Source organism: Pseudomonas sp. SC3(2021) (assembly GCF_019856535.1).
Taxonomy (GTDB): Bacteria; Pseudomonadota; Gammaproteobacteria; order Pseudomonadales; family Pseudomonadaceae; genus Aquipseudomonas; species Aquipseudomonas monsensis.
The window spans coordinates 3,407,384-3,426,974 of the sequence record NZ_CP082236.1 but is presented as its reverse complement, the minus strand read 5'-3'; the positions used below and the strand labels follow the sequence as shown (position 1 = coordinate 3,426,974).

Below are 19,591 nucleotides of genomic sequence, written 5' to 3'. Positions count from 1 at the left end.
CCACAACGCAATAGTCTATGAGTAGGCTGCCGGTACGAGGCATGAACGCGTCGATCGGCCGGGAAGATTTGCCCCACCTGCCGCATGGGATTATTGAGGAGCTCGCATGACCAAACAAAACGCCTTTACTCGGGAAGATCTGCTGCGCTGCAGTCGCGGTGAGCTGTTCGGCCCAGGTAACGCGCAACTGCCCGCCCCGAACATGCTGATGGTGGATCGCATCACCCTGATCAGTGAAGAAGGCGGCAAGTACGGCAAAGGTGAATTGGTCGCCGAGCTGGATATCAACCCTGACCTGTGGTTCTTCGCGTGCCACTTCGAAGGCGATCCGGTGATGCCGGGCTGCCTGGGTCTGGACGCCATGTGGCAACTGGTCGGCTTCTTCCTGGGCTGGCAAGGCCTGCCGGGCCGTGGCCGTGCGCTGGGTTCGGGCGAAGTGAAATTCTTCGGTCAGGTGCTGCCGACCGCCAAGAAAGTCACCTACAACATTCATATCAAACGCGTCCTCAAGGGCAAGCTGAACCTGGCCATCGCCGATGGTTCGGTGACTGTCGACGGTCGCGAAATCTACACCGCCGAAGGCCTTCGCGTCGGCGTTTTCACCTCCACTGACAACTTCTAAGGGTTATTCGCATGCGCCGCGTCGTTATCACTGGTCTGGGCATTGTTTCGTGCCTGGGCAATGACAAAGAGACCGTCTCCGCTAACCTGCGTGCAAGCCGCCCTGGCATCCGGTTCAACCCGGAATATGCTGAAATGGGTCTGCGTAGCCAGGTTTCCGGCTCCATCGACCTCAACCTTGAAGAACTGATTGATCGCAAGATCTATCGCTTCGTCGGCCACGCCGCGGCTTACGCCTACCTGGCCATGAAAGACGCCATCACTGACTCCGGCCTGACCGAAGAACAAGTGTCCAACCCGCGTACCGGCCTGATCGCCGGTTCGGGTGGTGCGTCGACTCTGAACCAGATGGAAGCGCTGGACATCCTGCGCGAGAAAGGCGTGAAACGCGTTGGTCCATACCGCGTCACGCGGACCATGAGCAGCACCGTTTCCGCGTGCCTGGCCACTCCGTTCAAGATCAAGGGTCTGAACTACTCCATCGCTTCTGCCTGCGCCACCAGTGCTCACTGCATCGGTACGGCCATGGAACAGATCCAGATGGGCAAGCAGGACATCGTCTTCGCCGGTGGCGGTGAAGAAGAGCACTGGAGCCAGTCGTTCCTGTTCGACGCGATGGGCGCCCTGTCCAGCAAGCGTAACGACACCCCGGAACAAGCCTCCCGCGCCTACGACGCCGACCGTGACGGTTTCGTCATCGCTGGCGGTGGCGGCATGGTCGTGGTTGAGGAGCTGGAGCACGCTCTGGCCCGTGGCGCCAAGATCTACGCCGAAATCGTTGGCTACGGCGCAACGTCCGACGGCTACGACATGGTTGCCCCGAGTGGCGAAGGCGCGATCCGTTGCATGCAGATGGCAATGTCCACTGTTGATACGCCAATCGACTACCTGAACACCCACGGCACTTCGACTCCGGTCGGCGACGTCGCGGAAATGAAAGGTGTGCGTGAAGTGTTCGGCGACAAGGCACCCGCGATCAGCTCGACCAAGAGCCTGTCCGGTCACTCCCTGGGCGCCGCCGGCGTTCACGAAGCGATCTACTGCATGCTGATGATGGAAGGCAACTTCATTGCCGGTTCCGCCAACATCGACGAGCTGGACCCTGAAGTGGCCGATCTGCCGGTGCTGACCAAGACCCGCGAAAACGCCACCATCAACACCGTGATGAGCAACAGCTTCGGCTTCGGCGGCACCAACGCCACGCTGGTCCTGAAGCGCTGGGAAGGCAAGTAATTCCCCCCGCTTGAGCCACACCTGAAAACGCCCCGACTGGTTCGGGGCGTTTTTTTGCCTGAAGAAATCAGCCGGCACACCGCTGATCCCTGTGGGAGTTGGCTTGCCAGCAATAGCGGAGTGTCAGGTAACGAAGATGTTTGCAGTGCCGACGTCATCGCTGGCAAGCCAGCTCCCACAGGGTTCCAGGGTGCTCTGAAAATGAAACTTCTGTCATGAAACCTTTCGCCCTGCGACCGAATGTCGCGGATTACGCGGGCTGCAGCACTGTTGCAAAAAACGCAACAACACCTTGCGCAAATCAAGCGTTTACTTAGCAAGCTAACAAATCATATAAAAGAGTCCTGCACACGCCTTGCTGCAGATAACTTGAGATTTGGAGCTAGCAGATGACTGTAAAAGTAACTGAACGCGACGATTCACACATGTCCCATGAAGGCGTAGCCGCCGGTGTACGGATCTGGGATGTGCATCAACAAGACTTGCTGGTCGGCATGTTCCACAACGAAATCGACGCCCACAACTACAAGGCCGAACTGGAACTGCAAGAACAGCAGCGGGATCTGAAATCCGCCTGATTCAACCACAGCATTAAAAACGACAAACCCCGCCATGAGCGGGGTTTGTGTTGTTACAGCCTTATCGCTTTACCACATCAGGTCATCAGGGATCTGATAGGCCGCGTACGGATCGTCCTCGGTGCTGACCTCTTCAGTCTGCACATTGAGCTGAACGATGCGTTGCGGGTCGCGCTCCTGGATCTTCAGGGCCGCCTCACGCGGGATCACTTCATACCCGCCGCCGTGGTGCACGATCGCCAGCGAACCGTTGCTGAGCTTGTTGCGCATCAGCGTGTTGACCGAAATGCGCTTGACCTTCTTGTCGTCGACGAAGTTGTAGTAGTCCTCGGTGTTCAGCTTCGGCAGACGCGAGACTTCGATCAGTTGCTTGACCTGCGCAGCACGGGCCTTGGCCTCGACTTTCTCTTGCTGCTGACGGTTCAGCTCTTGGTCGCGCTTGACCTTCTCGGCCATGGCTTCCTGGGCGGCGCGCTGCTGCGAATCATCCAGTTCGATCTGGCCTTTGTGCGCCAGACGCTGCTGCTTCTGCTTGTCCTTGCTGACCTGTTTGGCCTGCTTTTGGTTGACCAGCCCTGCTTTGAGCAACTGATCGCGAAGGGAAATACTCATGGTGCTTACTCACTTGGGCAGTTGCTCAGCCGCAGCTGGGCACATTCTTTTCCTGGCGTTTGGCTTCGCCCCACAGGGCGTCCAACTCTTCGAGGGTGCAATCTTCCATGGGACGGTGGGTGTCGCGCAATGCCTGTTCGATAAATCGGAAACGTCGTTCGAACTTGGCGTTGGCGCCACGCAACGCCGTTTCCGGATCGACCTTCAGGTGCCGGGCCAGATTGACCACGGAAAACAGCAGGTCGCCGATCTCGTCAGCCACGGCTGCGGGATCATTTTCGGACATGGCTTCGAGAACTTCATCGAGCTCTTCGCGCACCTTGTCCAGCACTGGCAAGGCATCCGGCCAGTCGAAACCGACCTGCCCGGCACGCTTCTGCAGCTTGGCCGAACGTGACAAGGCCGGCAGCGTGGCGGGCACGTCATCGAGCAGTGACAGTTGTTCGGGTGTGACGGATTGCTCGGCGCGCTCTTCGGCCTTGATCGCTTCCCAGCGCTGCTTGACCTGTTCCTCGCTCAGACGCGGCACGTCCAGCGGCGCGTACAGATCACCGGTGGGGAACACGTGTGGGTGACGGCGAATCAGTTTGCGGGTGATGCTGTCGATCACCCCGGCGAACTCAAAGCGCCCTTCTTCCCGGGCCAACTGGCTGTAATAGACGACCTGGAACAACAGATCGCCCAGTTCGCCCTGCAGGTGATCGAAGTCGCCACGCTCAATGGCGTCGGCCACTTCGTAGGCTTCTTCGAGGGTGTGCGGGACGATGGTCGCGTAGGTTTGCTTGATGTCCCACGGGCAACCGTACTGCGGGTCGCGCAGACGGCTCATCAAATGCAGCAGGTCTTCAAGGCTGTACATCATTTATCTCTCACCACAAAACCATGTGGGAGCTGGCTTGCCAGCGATACAGACACCTCGGTGAATCAGGACAATCGAGGTGATGCAATCGCTGGCAAGCCAGCTCCCACAGTTGATCGGGGTTGGTCATCAGGGCGTGCGGTTACGCCGCGTCTCGATGATGTTCGGCAACTGCGAAATCCGCCCCAGCAAGCGCCCCAGCGCATCCAGCCCCGGGATCTCGATGGTCAGCGACATCAGCGCAGTGTTGTCTTCCTTGTTCGAACGGGTGTTGACCGCCAGCACGTTGATGCGCTCGTTGAGCAGCACCTGCGAGACGTCACGCAGCAGACCGGAACGGTCGTAGGCGCGGATGACGATGTCCACCGGATAGGTGAGCACCGGCACCGGGCCCCAGCTGACCTGGATGATCCGCTCCGGCTCGCGCCCGGCCAGTTGCAGCACCGAGGCACAGTCCTGACGGTGGATGCTCACACCGCGGCCCTGGGTGATGTAACCGACGATCGCATCGCCCGGCAGCGGCTGGCAGCAGCCGGCCATCTGCGTCATCAGGTTGCCGACGCCCTGGATCTGGATATCGCCGCGCTTGCCCGGCTTGTAACCGGTGGCCTTGCGCGGGATCAGCTCCAGCTGTTCGTTGCCGCGTTCCGGCTCGACCAGTTGCTGCGCCAGGTTGACCAGTTGCGCCAGACGCAGGTCGCCGGCACCGAGGGCGGCGAACATGTCTTCGGCGGTTTTCATGTTGGCCTTGTCGGCCAGCTTGTCGAAATCCACCGCCGGCAGACCGAGGCGATTGAGCTCGCGTTCGATCAGGGTTTTACCGGCCGCGACGTTCTGGTCACGAGCCTGCAGCTTGAACCAGTGAACAATCTTCGCCCGCGCCCGCGAGGTGGTGACGTAACCAAGGTTCGGGTTCAGCCAGTCGCGGCTCGGCGTACCGTGCTTGCTGGTGATGATCTCGACCTGTTCACCGGTCTGCAGGCTGTAGTTGAGCGGGACGATCCGGCCGTTGATCTTCGCGCCACGGCAGTTATGGCCGATTTCGGTGTGCACGCGGTAGGCGAAGTCCAGCGGCGTTGCGCCCTTCGGCAAGTCGATGGCGTGACCGTCAGGGGTGAAGATGTAGACCCGGTCCGGCTCGATATCGACCCGCAACTGTTCCGCCAGACCACCGATATCGCCCAGTTCTTCGTGCCACTCGAGGACCTGACGCAGCCAGGAGATTTTCTCTTCGTAGTGGTTCGAACCGGATTTGACGTCAGTGCCCTTGTAGCGCCAGTGCGCGCAGACGCCGAGTTCGGCTTCTTCGTGCATCGAATGCGTACGGATCTGGACTTCCAGCACCTTGCCTTCCGGGCCGATCACCGCGGTGTGCAGCGAGCGGTAGCCGTTCTCTTTCGGGTTGGCGATGTAGTCGTCGAACTCTTTCGGGATGTGCCGCCACAGGGTGTGGACGATGCCGAGCGCGGTGTAGCAGTCGCGCATTTCCGGCACCAGCACGCGCACCGCGCGCACGTCGTAGATCTGGCTGAATTCCAGACCCTTGCGCTGCATTTTGCGCCAGATCGAATAAATGTGTTTGGCCCGGCCACTGATGTCGGCGTCGACGCCGGTGGCCTGCAATTCGTCCTTGAGCTGGGTCATCACGTCGCTGATGAAACGCTCACGGTCCAGCCGCCGCTCATGGAGCAGCTTGGCAATCTGTTTGTATTGGTCGGGTTCCAGGTAACGGAAGGACAAATCCTCCAGTTCCCACTTGATATGACCGATGCCGAGGCGATGCGCGAGCGGCGCATAGATGTCGAAGACTTCCCGGGCGACGCGGTTGCGTTTTTCGTCGTCGGCGGTTTTCACCGCACGGATCGCGCAGGTCCGTTCGGCCAGTTTGATCAGGGCAACGCGCACGTCGTCGACCATCGCGACGAGCATCTTGCGCAGGTTTTCCACCTGCCCTTGCGTGCCCATCACCATCGACTGGCGCGGGCTGAGGCTGGCACTGATGGCCGCCATGCGCTGCACGCCGTCGATCAGTTTGGCCACCACCGGGCCGAAGCGCTGGCTGACGGCCGCGAGCTCGATCTGGCCTTCGCGCACGCCGCGGTACAGGACCGCCGCGACCAGTGAATCCTGATCGAGTTTGAGGTCAGCGAGAATTTCGGCGATCTCAAGGCCGGTACTGAAACTGCCGGTGCCTTCGGACCACAGATTCTTCGCGGCGTTGGACTGTTGTTCGGCCTCGCGAGCGAACTCGCAGGCTTCTTTCAAGGCTTCGCGATCCAGTGCCAGATCGACACTGACCGCGTGATCGAGCCAAGCCTCGAGATTGATACTGCCGTCAGTGTTGATCGGCTGGTGTGCTCTCACCTGTACCATCTTGCTTTACCTTCCCTACGACGCAGATTCAATGCGTCAAATCGCTGACCTTCATTGCCCGTTTGCGCTCGCGGGGCTCGAGCGAGCGCTGCCAGGACAGGTCAGACGGATGACGAGCCATCCTGGCTCGCTTCAAATAACGCCATGGCCTCGACATGTGCCGTCTGAGGAAACATATCGAGAATCCCGGCACGTTTTAACCGGTAGCCCTGTTTGATCAATTCGACCGTATCGCGCGCCAGAGTTGCAGGGTTGCACGACACATACACCAACCGCTTCGCGCCCAGGGTCGCAAGCTTGCGCACCACCTCGAAAGCACCGTCACGCGGTGGGTCCAAGAGTACCGCAGAAAAGCCGTTTGCGATCCACTCGGCATCGCTCAAAGGCTGGGATAAATCGGCTTGAAAAAACTTTGTGTTATGCAAATTGTTACTAGCGGCATTCGCCGCAGCGCGCTCGACCATGGTCTGCACACCTTCGACCGCCACCACTTCCCGCACGCTTTTGGCCAGCGGCAAAGCAAAGTTGCCGAGGCCGCAGAACAGATCCAGCACGCGTTCGTCGCTGCCGGGTTTCAGCCAGTCCAGCGCTTGCGCAACCATCGCTTCGTTGACGCCGGCGTTGACCTGAATGAAATCCCCCGGGCGGTACGCCAGATCCAGATCCCACTGTTCCAGGCGATAGCCCAGCGACTGCGAAGCATCGACCGGTTGCGGCTCGCCCTCGCCATGCAGCCACAATTGCGCTTCATGGAACTGGCAGAACTCCTTGAGGATCGTCAGGTCCGCTTCGGACAACGGCGCCATATGACGCAGCAACACCGCCAGCGCCGAGCCGCTGAACAACTCGACATGCCCCAGCGCCTGCGGTTTGCTCAACCGACGAAGCATCTCCGGCAACCGGGTCATGATTGGTTGCAAGGGCTGTACCAGCACCGGGCATTCGCTGATCGCGACGATGTCCTGACTGCCGGCAGCGCGGAAACCTACTTCGAGTTTCTTCGCCTTCATGTCCCAGCGCACGGCGATGCGGGCGCGACGGCGATAGCCGAATTCAGGTCCGGTCAGCGGTGCTGCCCATGCTTCAGGTTCGACACCGGCAACGCGCGACAATTGCTCGGCGAGCATGCGCTGTTTCAGGGCAAGCTGTTCGCTGTGGGGCAGATGCTGGACGCTGCAACCACCGCAACGACCGGCGTGCGGACAGGGTGCCGGGCGGCGTAATTCGCTGGCCTTGAACACGCGCTCGGTTCGCGCCTCGACCACTTTGCCGTGGGCGCCGAGCACCCGCGCCTCGACCTCTTCACCCGCGAGGGCGCCGAGGACAAACCAGGTGCGGCCTTCGAAAAATGCGATACCGCGACCGTCATTGGCCAGACGCTCGATGGTCAGGCGCTGCTTTTTGCCGGTCGGAATTTGCGCGGCCTTGCTGCCGCCGGTGGGCTGGAAGCGCAGGCCTCTCTCATGCTTGGCCATCAGTTGGGCGCGTCGAAAATGCCGGTCGACAGGTAACGGTCACCACGGTCGCAAATGATCGCGACGATCACCGCGTTTTCAACTTCTTTGGACAGGCGCAGCATCGCTGCCACCGCACCGCCCGAGGACACGCCGCAGAAGATGCCTTCTTCGCGGGCCAGACGACGGGTGACGTCCTCGGCCTCGCTTTGCGCCATGTCGACGATGCGGTCGACGCGGTCGGCCTGATAAATCTTCGGCAGGTATTCCTGCGGCCAGCGGCGGATGCCGGGAATGGCCGAGCCTTCCATCGGTTGCAGACCGACGATCTGCACGTTGTCGTTCTGCTCTTTCAAGTAGCGCGACACGCCCATGATGGTCCCGGTGGTGCCCATCGAACTGACGAAATGGGTGATGGTGCCCTGGGTCTGGCGCCAGATTTCCGGGCCGGTGGTGGTGTAGTGCGCTTCAGGATTGTCGCCGTTGGCGAACTGATCGAGCACCTTGCCACGGCCTTCGGCTTCCATGCGCTGAGCGAGGTCGCGGGCGCCTTCCATGCCTTCTTCCTGGCTGACCAGAATCAGCTCGGCACCGTAGGCGGTCATCGCCGCCTTGCGTTCGGCACTGGAGTTGTCCGGCATGATCAGGATCATCTTGTAACCCTTGATCGCGGCGGCCATCGCCAGGGCGATCCCGGTGTTGCCCGAGGTCGCTTCGATCAGCGTGTCGCCGGCGTGAATCTGCCCGCGCAACTCGGCGCGGGTGATCATCGACAGCGCCGGACGGTCCTTGACCGAACCCGCCGGGTTGTTCCCTTCGAGCTTGAGCAAAAGGGTATTGCTGGTGGCGCCAGGCAGGCGCTGCAAACGAACCAGCGGAGTGTTGCCGACGCAATCGGCGATGGTTGGGTACTGCAAGGTCATGGCGTATTCGCAATCCAGACGTGCGGGGGCGCCTATCATACCGGCAAACCTGCGCAGGCCATATCACGCAAAGTGCGGTGCTTATGGTTTATGGGAATAAGGGATTGAAAGTCGCACCAGTGGTGCGACTTTTGCCGTGGGTCACCTTAGTGGGCGGTGATGCGTACGGCCTCTTCGCGAGCAGGCTCGCTCCCCCTGGGGGATCAGCGTTGGTCACACAATCTGCGGCGAACCGGGTTCAACTGTGGGAGCGAGCCTGCTCGCGAAGGCGTCAGTCGGCCCAACACCGTCATCAGCCACCAAGCGCAAATTCAACCGCAACCCCGCCCCGCTGTTCTCCGCCCAAATACTTGCGCCCTGGCGCTGCACGGCATTGCGCGCGATGCTCAACCCCAAGCCAAATCCACCGTCTCCGGGCCGCGAGCCGTCGAGGCGGGTGAACGGCGAGAAGATCCGCTCCAGATCCCCTTCCGCCACTCCGCCGCCCTGATCCTCCAGCCACAAATGCCAGTAATCGCCGTCACGCCGTCCGTCGAGGCGCACGATGCCGCCCTCGGGCGAATGTCGAATGGCATTGCGCAGGATGTTCTCCAACGCCTGCGCCAAGGTGTTGAGGTTGCCGCGCACCCAGCACGACGACGGCACCGCACACTGCAATTGCAGGCTCGGCCAGCCGCTTTCATAACAGGCGTTATCCGTGAGCATTTCCCACAGGGCCTGAATCTGGATCGCCTCGTCGGGCAACGGCGTGCGGTCGGTGTCGAGCCAGGCCAATTGCAAGGTGTCCTCGACCAGCCGCTGCATGCCGTCGACTTCACGGCCGATGCGTTCGCGCAGTTGCCGCAGATCCTGCTCGCTTTCGCTGGCCACACGCAGCCGGCTCAAAGGCGTGCGCAATTCATGGGACAAATCGCGCAACAGTTGTTGCTGCAAGGCGACAGTCGATTGCAGGCGCTCGGCCATCGAGTCGAAGGCGCGGGCCAGTTCACCGAGTTCGTCCGGCCGCTGGGTGATGCCGCTCGACAGCCGCACATTCAGTTGATCGGCGCGCCAGGCGTTGGCCTGTTCGCGCAGGTTGTTCAGCGGCACCACCAGCAGGCGATACAGGCCGACGCACAGCAATAAAGTGAACAGTCCAGGGATCACGCCGTTGGTGATCACCCGCCAGAACACCCGGTACTTCCCCGGCAAAAAACGTTCGGGCAGTTCAATCACTAAACTGCCGGCAGCAGGATCATGGGGAAACGGCACGCGCAACCACGGTCGGCCCTGCTTGTGGATTGGCCAGTCAAGCCCGCGCAAAAACGTCAGGCGCTGCACTTCCTGATCATTCAACGGTTCGCTGCTCAGCGACTGCAAGTTGCGGTCGATCACGCCAGCCCAAGCGGCCTCACGCAACTCCATGCTCTGCAACCAGCTGTCAATGCCGTCACGCTGACCGCGCTGCCAGGCCCGTTCGGCCTCAGCCGCATACCGGGTAAGCGTGCCGCGCGCCTCATCGGAGAGAAACTGGTTGCGCTCCTCCATGTAGCGGCCCCATGACCAGCTCAGCCAGATCATCAGCAGACAGAACGCGACCAGCAGACACGCCAGTTTCCAGAACAGCGAATGGCGCCCCGGCAATTCAGAGCGCTTCATCGGCACGGCCACTCAATACGTAGCCCTTGCCCCACACCGTGCGCACTTCCCGCTCGGTGTAGCCGATGGCCTTGAGTTTGCGGCGGATCTGGCTGATGTGCATGTCGAGGCTGCGATCGTGTGCCGCATAGCCGCGTTGCAGAACGTGCTGATAAAGGAAGGCCTTGCTCAAGACTTCCTCGTCATTGCGCTCGAGGGTTTCCAGCAAGCGGAATTCGCTGCGGGTCAGGCCGGCCGCCTGGTCGCGGAAAAACACCTCGCACTGTGCGTCGTCAAAGCGCAGGGTTCCCGTGGTCAACGGCGTTGCAAGCGCCGGCGGACGCCGATCAAGGGCCACCCGTCGCAGGATCGCTTCGATGCGCACGTGCAACTCGGCAATGCTGAACGGCTTGGGCAAATAATCATCGGCGCCCAGGCGAAAACCACTGATGCGATCCGCCTCGGCGCCCAGCGCCGACATCAGTAACACCGGCGTCGAATGGCTCTGGCGCAATTGCGTCAGCACATTCAGTCCGTCCAGCCCGGGCAACAGAATGTCCATCAACACCACGTCGAACGGCTGGCGTCGGGCGATGCTCAGGCCCTCCTGGCCGTTCTGGCACCAGGTCACCTGAAAGCCGCTGCGGCCCAGCTGTTCGTGAACGTAGGCGCCGAGGACCGGATCGTCTTCGATGGAAAGAATGCGCGGCTGGCCAACGGAAACAGGAGTCATGAGTATCTGCAAGTCATTCTCAGTTGAGCGGCGATTATTCAAGATTGCCGGGCGTGGGGCAACACAAGCTTGACCTGCCGGACAAACGCGCACCGGCGCGGCGACCGATGGCGCGCGCATTTTTCCGGAGATTGCCTGCGAGCAAATCGCTACACTGCGCCCATGTCGCGTGCCGGATGCACGCATGAGTCAACGGATCAGCGGGATGCAGGAGATGGGCGTGCTCAAGAAACTGGGAATCAAAGGTCGCGTGTTGTTGCTGACCCTGTTGCCGACCAGCCTGATGGCGTTGGTGCTGGGCGGTTACTTCACCTGGACGCAACAGTCCGACTTGCAGACCCAATTGATGCAGCGCGGCGAAATGATCGCCGAGCAACTGGCGCCGCTGGTCGCCCCCGCCATGGGCCATGGCAACAACGACCTGCTCGAACGCATCGCCACCCAATCCCTCGAACAACCGGACGTGCGCGCGGTAACCTTTCTGGCGCCGGATCGCTCGCCGCTGGCCCACGCCGGCCCGACCATGCTCAATCAGGCCCCCACCGGCGACAGCACGCAGTTGCAACGGCGCAGTGGCAATGACGCGACCCGCTACCTGATGCCGGTCTTCGGCAAACACCGCAACCTCGCCGGCGAACTGATTCCAGCCGAATCCGACCGGTTGCTCGGCTGGGTCGAACTGGAGTTGTCGCACAACGGCATGTTGCTGCGCGGATATCGCAGCCTGTTCGCCAGCCTGTTGCTGATCGCCGCCGGCCTGGCCGGTGCCGCCCTGCTCGCCGTGCGCATGGGCCGCACCATCAATCGGCCGCTGGGCCAGATCAAGCAAGCCGTCGCGCAACTCAAGGACGGCCATCTGGAAACCCGTCTGCCGCCCCTCGGCAGTCAGGAGCTGGACGAACTGGCCTCAGGCATCAACCGCATGGCCGGCACCCTGCAGAACGCCCGCGAAGAATTGCAGCACAGCGTCGATCAGGCCACCGAAGACGTGCGCCAGAACCTGGAAACCATCGAAATCCAGAACATCGAACTGGATCTGGCGCGTAAAGAAGCACTGGAAGCGAGCCGGATCAAATCCGAATTTCTCGCCAACATGAGCCATGAAATCCGCACGCCGCTCAACGGCATTCTCGGCTTCACCCACCTGTTGCAGAAAAGCGAACTGACCCCGCGCCAGCTCGACTATCTGGGCACCATCGAAAAATCCGCCGACAGCCTGCTCGGGATCATCAACGAGATCCTCGATTTCTCGAAGATCGAGGCCGGCAAACTGGTGCTCGACCATATCCCGTTCAACCTGCGCGATCTGTTGCAGGACACCCTGACGATTCTGGCCCCGGCCGCCCACGCCAAGCAGTTGGAACTGGTCAGTCTGGTCTATCGCGACACGCCGTTGTCGCTGGTCGGTGACCCGCTGCGACTCAAACAGATCCTCACCAACCTGGTCAGCAACGCGATCAAGTTCACCCGCGAAGGCACCATCGTCGCCCGGGCCATGCTCGAGGACGAACACGAAGACAGCGTGCAACTGCGCATCAGCATTCAGGACACCGGCATCGGCCTGTCGAATCAGGACGTGCGCGCGTTGTTTCAGGCCTTCAGCCAGGCCGACAATTCGCTGTCGCGGCAACCCGGCGGCACGGGCCTGGGGCTGGTGATTTCCAAGCGTCTGATCGAGCAGATGGGCGGTGAAATCGGGGTCGACAGCACGCCGGGCGAAGGGTCGGAGTTCTGGATCAGCCTGAGCTTGCCGAAAACCCGCGACGATGCCGAAGACCTGCCTTCGGCGCCGCTGCTCGGACGGCGCGTCGCCTTGCTGGAAAGCCATGAACTGGCGCGCCAGGCGTTGCAGCATCAACTGGAAGACTGCGGCCTCGACGTCACGACCTTCAATACCCTGGAAACCCTGACCAATGGCGTCACCGGGGCCCACCAGACCGATCAGGCGATTGATCTGGCGGTGCTCGGCATCACCAGCAGCGACATGCTGCCGGAACGCCTGAACCAGCATGTCTGGGACCTCGAGCACCTGGGCTGCAAAGTGCTGGTGCTGTGCCCGACCACCGAGCAAACGTTGTTTCACCTCTCGGTACCGAACCCGCACAGCCAGTTGCAGGCCAAACCGGCCTGCACGCGCAAGCTGCGCCGGGCGCTGTCGGATCTGGCCAACCCGCGCCAGCCGCGCAATGAGCCGGGCGAGCCGCTGTCGAGTCGCGCGCCGAAAGTGCTGTGTGTCGATGACAACCCGGCCAACCTGCTGCTGGTGCAGACCCTGCTCGAAGACATGGGCGCCAAGGTGCTCGCGGTGGAAAGCGGCTACGCGGCGGTGAAAGCGGTACAGGCCGAGTCCTTCGACCTGGTGTTGATGGACGTGCAGATGCCCGGCATGGACGGACGCCAGAGCACCGAAGCCATCCGCCAGTGGGAAAGCGAACGGCACTGCACACCGCTGCCGATCGTCGCCCTCACGGCCCACGCCATGGCCAACGAGAAACGTGCGCTGCTGCAAAGCGGCATGGATGACTACCTGACCAAACCGATCAGCGAGCGGCAACTGGCGCAAGTGGTGCTGAAGTGGACCGGCCTGGCCCTGCGCAATCATGGACCGGAGCGGGTCAGCGACAGCGCCGCGGCGAACAATGAACTGCCGGTGCTCGATCACGAAGAAGGTCTGCGCCTGGCCGCGGGCAAGGCGGATCTGGCGGCAGACATGCTGGCAATGCTCCTGGCTTCGCTGGAAGCCGACCGCGAGGCCATTCGTGCAGCGTGTGAAAGCCGTGACCAGAACGCCCTGATCGAACGCGTCCATCGCTTGCACGGCGCCACCCGTTACTGCGGCGTGCCGCAATTGCGCGCGGCCTGCCAACGCAGCGAAACCCTGCTCAAACAAGGCGACCCCAAAGCCGTGGCGGCGCTGGAAGAACTGGAGCGGGCGATCAATCGCCTCGCCGCTCAAGCGAGGATCAGCGCCTGATCCACGACAATGCCGATGCCGCGCGCTCACGCTAAGGTAGTGGCAGGTCGACACTGACCGGCCACGCTGCTCCAGGAGGAATTCATGCGCACGATTGTTTTCAGCAGCCAGACCTACGACCGCGAGAGCTTTCTCGCCGCCACCTGTCCGGCCGGCCTTGAGCTGCACTTTCAAGCAGCCCGGCTGAGCCTCGATACGGCGGCCCTGGCCGAACATCACGAGGTGGTCTGCGCCTTTATCAATGACGATCTCAGTGCACCGGTGCTGGAACGCCTGGCCGCCGGCGGCACACGGCTGATCGCCTTGCGCTCGGCCGGTTACAACCATGTCGATCTGGTCGCGGCGAAACGCCTGGGCCTGTCGGTGGTGCGCGTCCCGGCCTACTCGCCACATGCGGTGGCCGAGCACGCGGTGGCACTGATCCTCGCGCTCAACCGGCGTTTGCACCGTGCCTATAACCGCACCCGCGAAGGCGATTTCAGCCTGCACGGCCTGACCGGTTTCGATCTGGTCGGTAAAACGGTCGGTGTGGTCGGCACCGGGCAGATCGGCGCGACCTTCGCGAAAATCATGCATGGCTTCGGCTGTGAACTGCTGGCCTACGACCCCTTTCCCAACCCCGCCGTGCTGGCGTTGGGCGCGCGTTATCTAAGCCTGCCGGAACTGCTCGCGCAATCACGCATCATCAGCCTGCACTGCCCGCTCAACGAGCAAAGCAGGCACTTGATCAACCGTGACTCACTGGCGCACATGCAAGCGGGCGCCATGCTCATCAACACCGGACGCGGCGGTCTGGTGGACACGCCGGCGCTGATCGACGCGTTGAAGGACGGTCAACTGGGCTATCTGGGGCTGGATGTCTATGAGGAGGAAGCGCAGCTGTTTTTCGAGGACCGTTCCGACCTGCCGTTGCAGGACGATGTGCTGGCGCGTCTGCTGACGTTTCCCAACGTGATCGTCACGGCGCATCAGGCGTTTCTGACCCATGAAGCGCTGGGCGCGATCGCGGCGACGACCTTGCACAACATCGCGACCTGGGCGGCAGGATCGCCGCAGAACCAGGTCGAAGGTTGAGGGTTATTTCGGCGAGAGCGAGGACGCCAGAATCAGCAGGCCCAGCCAGCCGAAACCGAACAGCCGCTGTTTCGCCGAATGGCCGTTGCGCAGCAGGAACCAGACGAACACCATCGGCAGCAGAAACACCATGATCTTCAGCCAGCCTTCCACCGGACGGCTGCCGTCGGCATTGACGTGAGCCTCCACCGCTTGCGCGGCTTGCTGGCGACGGCGACGCCCCGCGGCGGCCGGCATCACTTTCGGTAGCGGCTCGGCGACCGGAGGCACGGCAGCAGCCTCGGGGACTGCCCGGTTGCGCGGCAGGCTACCGAACGAAATTGTCGATGCCTGCGCCGGCCCCGCTTGCACGTGCGCCTGTACCGGTTGCTCCGCCATCGGAGCCCCGCAATGAATGCACGCCTGGGCTTCGGAGCTGATGCTCCGCTTGCATTCATAACATTCGATCAGCGCCATGTTCCGTTCCTTCAGAGTCGAGGGCGGCAGTTTGCCATGAGCGTCGGTCGATTTGAACCGGATCGAAGGTCGCACGCGTGCACCATTCTGCAATCGAGCCCGTGCTAGCATGTCGCGCATATTTGGAGGACCCATGGTCGAACACGATTTCCGCTACACCCTGATGAACCCGCAACACACCCTCACCGAATGCCGCGCCCTCGTACCCGGCCGCTATCAGGTTACCGGCAACGGTGGCTCGATCCGCATCGGCGATACCCTGTTGGTGACCCTCAAAGGCAGCAAGGACTTGTCCATGCGACTGACCGTCGAAACCGTGCGCCACCTGATCAACCCGCCGGGTCAATGGACCGCGATGACCACGGGCCCGGTGTTCGGCGAACTGGCGATTCACACCTGGCAGGTCAACTGCGACAGCTGCGCCAAAGAGCTGAGCTTCGAATTCGCCGTGGACGCCAAACTGGGCAAGGCCGCCGAGCAACCGGCCGCCACGGCGCGCATCGCCGAGCTGGGCTGGAAAGCCGTCGGCGACAAGCACCTGTGCCCGAAATGCCAGGAGCCCGCGTGATGAAAGGCCTGGCCCTGACTGCGCTGATCGGTGCAGGCCTGGTTGGCTGCGCCGCGGAGCCTGTGCAGTTGCAGCAGAACCGCAGCTACATTCTGGAGTGGATCGGCGAGCGACCATTGATGGATTACAGCCATCTGACCGTGACCCTCGGCGACGATGGTCGTGCGTATGGCAACGGCGGCTGCAACCACTGGTTCGCGCCGTACACCCTCGACGGCGACAAGCTGAGCTTCGGCAAAATCGGCAAGACCCGCAAACTCTGCGCACCCGCGTTGATGGAGCAGGAACAACGCTTCTTGCAGGCGCTGCAAGGCGTCGAACGCTGGGACGTCTCGCCGATCGAGCAGATGCGTTTCTGGCCGGCGGAAGGCAAGCCATTGCGTTGGTGGCTGGAAGAGGGTTAACCCTCAGGCCGCCAAAGCCCTCACCCTAACCCTCTCCCAGAGGGAGAGGGGACTGATTGGGGGATATTGGAGAGGTACGCCGACCTGAAAGGCCTTCACCGAATCCATAATCGACTGGATTTTGCTTTGGCGAATCCATAATCGACTGGACCTTGCTTTGGCGAACCCATAATCGGCTGGATTTTCCTTTGGTGAATCCATAATCGACTGGATCTTGCTTTGGCGAATCTACAGTCGACTCGATCTCTCAGGTCGGTGTAGCTCGCCAGACACCTCGGTCGGCCCCCTCTCCCTCCGGGAGAGGGCTGGGGTGAGGGGCTTTTGACGTTACTTGGTCGCTTGTAGCGCCTCAAGCTTCGCCATCACCCCCGCCGCCGTCTGCTCGCCCATCAACTGCTCACGCACCTTGCCCTTGTTGTCGATGATGTAGGTCACCGGCAAGGCCTCACTGCGCGGCACGTCGAACAGGTCCGCCGGATCCTGCGCCAGCACGGTGAACTTGATGCCCAGCTTCTCGCTGGCAGACTTGAGATCCTCGCCCTGCACGTTGTCGAAGTTGACCCCGAACACGCCGATGTTCTTGCCTTTCAGCTCCTCAGCCAGATGATTGAGTTCCGGAATTTCCGTGCGACACGGACCGCACCATTCAGCCCAGTAGTTGAGCACCACCCATTGTTTGTCCAAACGCTCGGACGCGACTTTCTGGCCGTTCTGGTCGATCCCGTAATCATTGCCGCAGCCCCCCAGCATCAACGCCCCGATCATCGTCAATGCCGCTGCCAATCGCCGTGTCATGTCATGTTCCCTGGTCAAAAATTGAATGCGCCTGCGACCCAACGCCTCTGACGGTTCTGGATTGCGCGCTGCACAGTTAGAATAGCCGCCACTTTACGCCAGAAGCGACCCGCCATGACCGATCTGACGCTTTATCACAATCCGCGCTGCTCGAAATCCCGCGGCGCACTGGAGCTTCTCGAAGCCCGCGGCCTGACCCCGAATGTCGTGCGTTACCTGGAAACCCCGCTGAACGCGGCGCAAATCAAGGCCCTGCTCGGCAAGCTCGGGATCAGCGCACGCCAGTTGCTGCGCACCGGGGAAGATGAATACAAAATGCTTCAACTGGCCGACACGAACCTCAGCGAAGCGCAATTGATCGCCGCCATCGCCGAACATCCGAAGCTGATGGAGCGACCGATTCTCGAAGTCGGCGACAAGGCCGTGATCGGTCGTCCGCCGGAGCAGATCCTGGAGTTGCTGCCGTGAGCGCGCCGTACATTCTGGTGTTGTATTACAGCCGCAGCGGCTCGACCAACGAGATGGCCCGGCAGATTGCTCGCGGTGTCGAGCAGGCCGGCCTCGAAGCGCGCCTGCGCACCGTGCCGGCGATCTCCACCGAGTGTGAAGCGGTGGCCCCGGACATTCCCGACGAAGGTGCGCTCTACGCCACCCTCGATGACCTGAAGAACTGCGCCGGCCTGGCCTTGGGCAGCCCGACCCGCTTCGGCAACATGGCCGCGCCGCTGAAGTACTTCCTCGACGGCACCAGCAACCTGTGGCTGACCGGTGCACTGGTGGGCAAACCGGCCGGTGTGTTCACCTCCACCGCCAGCCTGCACGGCGGCCAGGAAACCACTCTGCTGTCGATGATGCTGCCGCTGTTGCACCACGGCATGCTGATCACCGGCCTGCCGTACAGCGAGTCGGCGCTGCTGGAAACCCAGGGCGGCGGCACGCCTTACGGCGCCAGCCATCACGCCGGGGCCGACGGTAAAAAAGGCCTCGATCAGCACGAAATGGCACTGTGTCGCGCGCTGGGCCTGCGCCTGGCCAAGACCGCACAAAAACTGGAGGGCTGAGGGTGGCGAAGAAGCCGAAAGTCCTGCCCTCCGTCGAGTGGCTAGAACCCCGCGTCAAGGCAATGCGGATCATCAGCCTGCTGTGCTTCTTCGGCCTCGCCGGGCTGCTCGCCGCTTACTACCTGGTGTTCGCCGACCTGCACGGCGCCCGACCGTGGGTGATTCTGCTGGTCGAACTGATCCCGTGGATCGTTCTCGCACCGGCGATGATCATGGGCAGCGCCCGCGGGCATTCGTGGATGTGCTTTGTGGTGAACCTGTATTTCATCAAGGGCGCACTGGCGGCCTATGACCCGAGCCGCCAGCTGTTTGGCGTGTTGGAGATGGTCGCCAGCCTGGCGCTGTTCTGTTCGGCGCTGCTGTATGTGCGGTGGCGGTATCAGTTGAATCGCAAACTGGCGGGTGAAGGCGAAGTCTCCGTCGCCTGACAAACCGCTATCGCTGGCAAGCCAGCTCCCACAGGTTTCTGTGTCGATCACAAAGTTGTGTTTCAACACAGGCCCTGTGGGAGCTGGCTTGCCAGCGATTAGAGCGACGCGGTCTTAATGATTGACGGTGTACGCGAGCATCATCGAAATCTGGCTCATCGGCCGCCCGCCACTCTGTTCATGCCACTGGTTGAACGTCTCCTGCACAATCGCCAGATCGCGCAGGCTGGTCGGGGCCTTGTCGACGATCTTTTGTGCATTCAGCGCGGCGACCACGTCGTAGCTCGGCACGAAGGTATCCTTGCCGACCATGCGCAAAAAGCGTGGCGCCGACAGCCCGCCCAGCTGACTCCCGTGCTTTTTCAGGTAGGTCCACAGACCGACGATATCGGTCACCGGCCAGTCAGCGATCAGCGCGCCGAAACTGCCCTTCTCCTTCTCGACATCGAGGATGAACTGCGCATTGCGCGGCACGCTCTTGAGCTTGCCCAGGTGGCGAATGATCCGCGCGTCCTGCATCAGGCGTTCGAGGTGCTCGGCGCTCATCAGCACGACTTTTTCCGGGTCGAACTTGAAGAACACGTCCTCGAAGGCCGGCCACTTGGCGTCCACCAGACTGTGCTTGAGCCCGGCGCGGAACACGCGCAGGGCCATGGTCGAGAGGTAGCGGTCGTCGCTGATCTTGCGCAATTGCGCCGCGGTCTTGGGAACGGGCAGATGGGCTTCCAGTTCAGCCGCCGAACCGAAGCGGTTCAGACAGTATTCGTGCAGCCACTTGTAATCGCGCATGCCCTCTCCCGGGAATTGAAAATGAAATTCTACCTTTGA

At 61.7% G+C, this 19,591-nt stretch carries 20 protein-coding genes; 10 read left to right on the top strand and 10 right to left on the bottom strand.

The features are described from left to right. The first annotated feature begins 106 nt into the window (after positions 1–106). The 3 genes from fabA to K5Y35_RS15260 all read left to right on the top strand — a co-directional run bounded on the left by fabA (position 107) and on the right by K5Y35_RS15260 (position 2,432). Positions 107–622: a 3-hydroxyacyl-[acyl-carrier-protein] dehydratase FabA gene (gene fabA, locus K5Y35_RS15270; RefSeq protein WP_003227150.1), complete on the top strand. Its 516-nt coding sequence runs from the start codon at positions 107–109 to the stop codon at positions 620–622. A gap of 11 nt (positions 623–633) precedes the next feature. Then, a complete protein-coding gene (gene fabB, locus K5Y35_RS15265) occupies positions 634–1,854 on the top strand; it encodes a beta-ketoacyl-ACP synthase I (protein ID WP_007968959.1) in 1,221 nt (406 codons plus the stop codon). Positions 1,855–2,243: 389 nt separating this feature from the next. Continuing rightward, complete coding sequence (locus K5Y35_RS15260) at positions 2,244–2,432, top strand: hypothetical protein (RefSeq protein ID WP_003227153.1); 189 nt, start codon at positions 2,244–2,246, stop codon at positions 2,430–2,432. Positions 2,433–2,501: 69 nt separating this feature from the next. On the opposite strand, the gene K5Y35_RS15255 is transcribed toward K5Y35_RS15260, so the two are convergent. From K5Y35_RS15255 to K5Y35_RS15225, 7 genes are all read right to left on the bottom strand, one after another. Beyond that, positions 2,502–3,044, bottom strand: coding sequence for a DUF2058 domain-containing protein (locus tag K5Y35_RS15255; protein WP_123466894.1), 543 nt, complete (start codon positions 3,042–3,044; stop codon positions 2,502–2,504). Positions 3,045–3,069: 25 nt separating this feature from the next. Continuing rightward, complete coding sequence (gene mazG, locus K5Y35_RS15250; protein ID WP_222834465.1) at positions 3,070–3,903, bottom strand: nucleoside triphosphate pyrophosphohydrolase; 834 nt, start codon at positions 3,901–3,903, stop codon at positions 3,070–3,072. A gap of 129 nt (positions 3,904–4,032) precedes the next feature. Then, positions 4,033–6,276, bottom strand: a complete 2,244-nt coding sequence (relA, locus tag K5Y35_RS15245) for a GTP diphosphokinase (protein WP_123466896.1) — start codon at positions 6,274–6,276, stop codon at positions 4,033–4,035. A 101-nt stretch (positions 6,277–6,377) separates the two neighbouring features. Further along, a complete protein-coding gene (gene rlmD, locus K5Y35_RS15240; protein ID WP_222832281.1) occupies positions 6,378–7,751 on the bottom strand; it encodes a 23S rRNA (uracil(1939)-C(5))-methyltransferase RlmD in 1,374 nt (457 codons plus the stop codon). Then, positions 7,751–8,653 carry a cysteine synthase CysM gene (cysM, locus tag K5Y35_RS15235; RefSeq protein ID WP_177490603.1) on the bottom strand — a complete coding sequence of 301 codons (903 nt, stop codon included), beginning with the start codon at positions 8,651–8,653 and terminating at the stop codon, positions 7,751–7,753. Before cysM ends, rlmD begins: the two co-directional genes overlap by 1 nt. 213 nt (positions 8,654–8,866) lie before the next feature. Beyond that, positions 8,867–10,291 carry a sensor histidine kinase gene (locus tag K5Y35_RS15230; protein WP_222832280.1) on the bottom strand — a complete coding sequence of 475 codons (1,425 nt, stop codon included), beginning with the start codon at positions 10,289–10,291 and terminating at the stop codon, positions 8,867–8,869. Next, the gene (locus K5Y35_RS15225; protein WP_123466904.1) at positions 10,278–11,003 is read right to left on the bottom strand and encodes a response regulator transcription factor; all 726 of its coding nucleotides are present in this window, start codon (positions 11,001–11,003) and stop codon (positions 10,278–10,280) included. The genes K5Y35_RS15230 and K5Y35_RS15225 overlap by 14 nt, the downstream gene beginning before the upstream one ends. Before the next feature lie 220 nt (positions 11,004–11,223). Here K5Y35_RS15225 and K5Y35_RS15220 point away from each other — a divergent pair, with 220 nt between their 5' ends. Together K5Y35_RS15220 and K5Y35_RS15215 are read left to right on the top strand one after the other, a co-directional pair. Beyond that, positions 11,224–13,977, top strand: a complete 2,754-nt coding sequence (locus tag K5Y35_RS15220) for a response regulator (RefSeq protein WP_123467316.1) — start codon at positions 11,224–11,226, stop codon at positions 13,975–13,977. An 84-nt stretch (positions 13,978–14,061) separates the two neighbouring features. Further along, positions 14,062–15,051: a 2-hydroxyacid dehydrogenase gene (locus K5Y35_RS15215; protein ID WP_123466906.1), complete on the top strand. Its 990-nt coding sequence runs from the start codon at positions 14,062–14,064 to the stop codon at positions 15,049–15,051. 3 nt (positions 15,052–15,054) lie between these two features. On the opposite strand, the gene K5Y35_RS15210 is transcribed toward K5Y35_RS15215, so the two are convergent. Further along, positions 15,055–15,507, bottom strand: coding sequence for a hypothetical protein (locus K5Y35_RS15210; protein WP_123466908.1), 453 nt, complete (start codon positions 15,505–15,507; stop codon positions 15,055–15,057). A 133-nt stretch (positions 15,508–15,640) separates the two neighbouring features. On the opposite strand from K5Y35_RS15210, the gene K5Y35_RS15205 reads away from it, so the two are divergent. Continuing rightward, positions 15,641–16,075 carry a hypothetical protein gene (locus K5Y35_RS15205; protein ID WP_123466910.1) on the top strand — a complete coding sequence of 145 codons (435 nt, stop codon included), beginning with the start codon at positions 15,641–15,643 and terminating at the stop codon, positions 16,073–16,075. Then, complete coding sequence (locus K5Y35_RS15200; RefSeq protein ID WP_123466912.1) at positions 16,075–16,479, top strand: META domain-containing protein; 405 nt, start codon at positions 16,075–16,077, stop codon at positions 16,477–16,479. Before K5Y35_RS15205 ends, K5Y35_RS15200 begins: the two co-directional genes overlap by 1 nt. A gap of 327 nt (positions 16,480–16,806) precedes the next feature. Here the strand turns inward: K5Y35_RS15200 and K5Y35_RS15195 are convergent, their stop codons facing one another. Then, positions 16,807–17,274, bottom strand: coding sequence for a TlpA family protein disulfide reductase (locus K5Y35_RS15195; protein ID WP_123466914.1), 468 nt, complete (start codon positions 17,272–17,274; stop codon positions 16,807–16,809). A 114-nt stretch (positions 17,275–17,388) separates the two neighbouring features. Between K5Y35_RS15195 and arsC the strand changes: the two genes are divergently transcribed. From arsC to K5Y35_RS15180, 3 genes are read left to right on the top strand one after another with little or no spacing between them, the layout of a single operon-like run. Further along, the gene (gene arsC, locus K5Y35_RS15190; RefSeq protein ID WP_123466916.1) at positions 17,389–17,742 is read left to right on the top strand and encodes an arsenate reductase (glutaredoxin); all 354 of its coding nucleotides are present in this window, start codon (positions 17,389–17,391) and stop codon (positions 17,740–17,742) included. After that, positions 17,739–18,335, top strand: coding sequence for an NAD(P)H:quinone oxidoreductase (gene wrbA, locus K5Y35_RS15185; RefSeq protein ID WP_128615318.1), 597 nt, complete (start codon positions 17,739–17,741; stop codon positions 18,333–18,335). The genes arsC and wrbA overlap by 4 nt, the downstream gene beginning before the upstream one ends. 2 nt (positions 18,336–18,337) lie before the next feature. Continuing rightward, positions 18,338–18,763 (top strand): DUF2069 domain-containing protein, encoded by a 426-nt coding sequence (locus K5Y35_RS15180; protein WP_123466921.1) that lies wholly within the window; start codon positions 18,338–18,340, stop codon positions 18,761–18,763. 114 nt (positions 18,764–18,877) lie between these two features. Here the strand turns inward: K5Y35_RS15180 and K5Y35_RS15175 are convergent, their stop codons facing one another. After that, on the bottom strand, positions 18,878–19,552 hold the full coding sequence (locus K5Y35_RS15175; protein WP_123466922.1) for a DNA-3-methyladenine glycosylase I: 675 nt from the start codon (positions 19,550–19,552) through the stop codon (positions 18,878–18,880). Positions 19,553–19,591 lie beyond the last annotated feature (39 nt).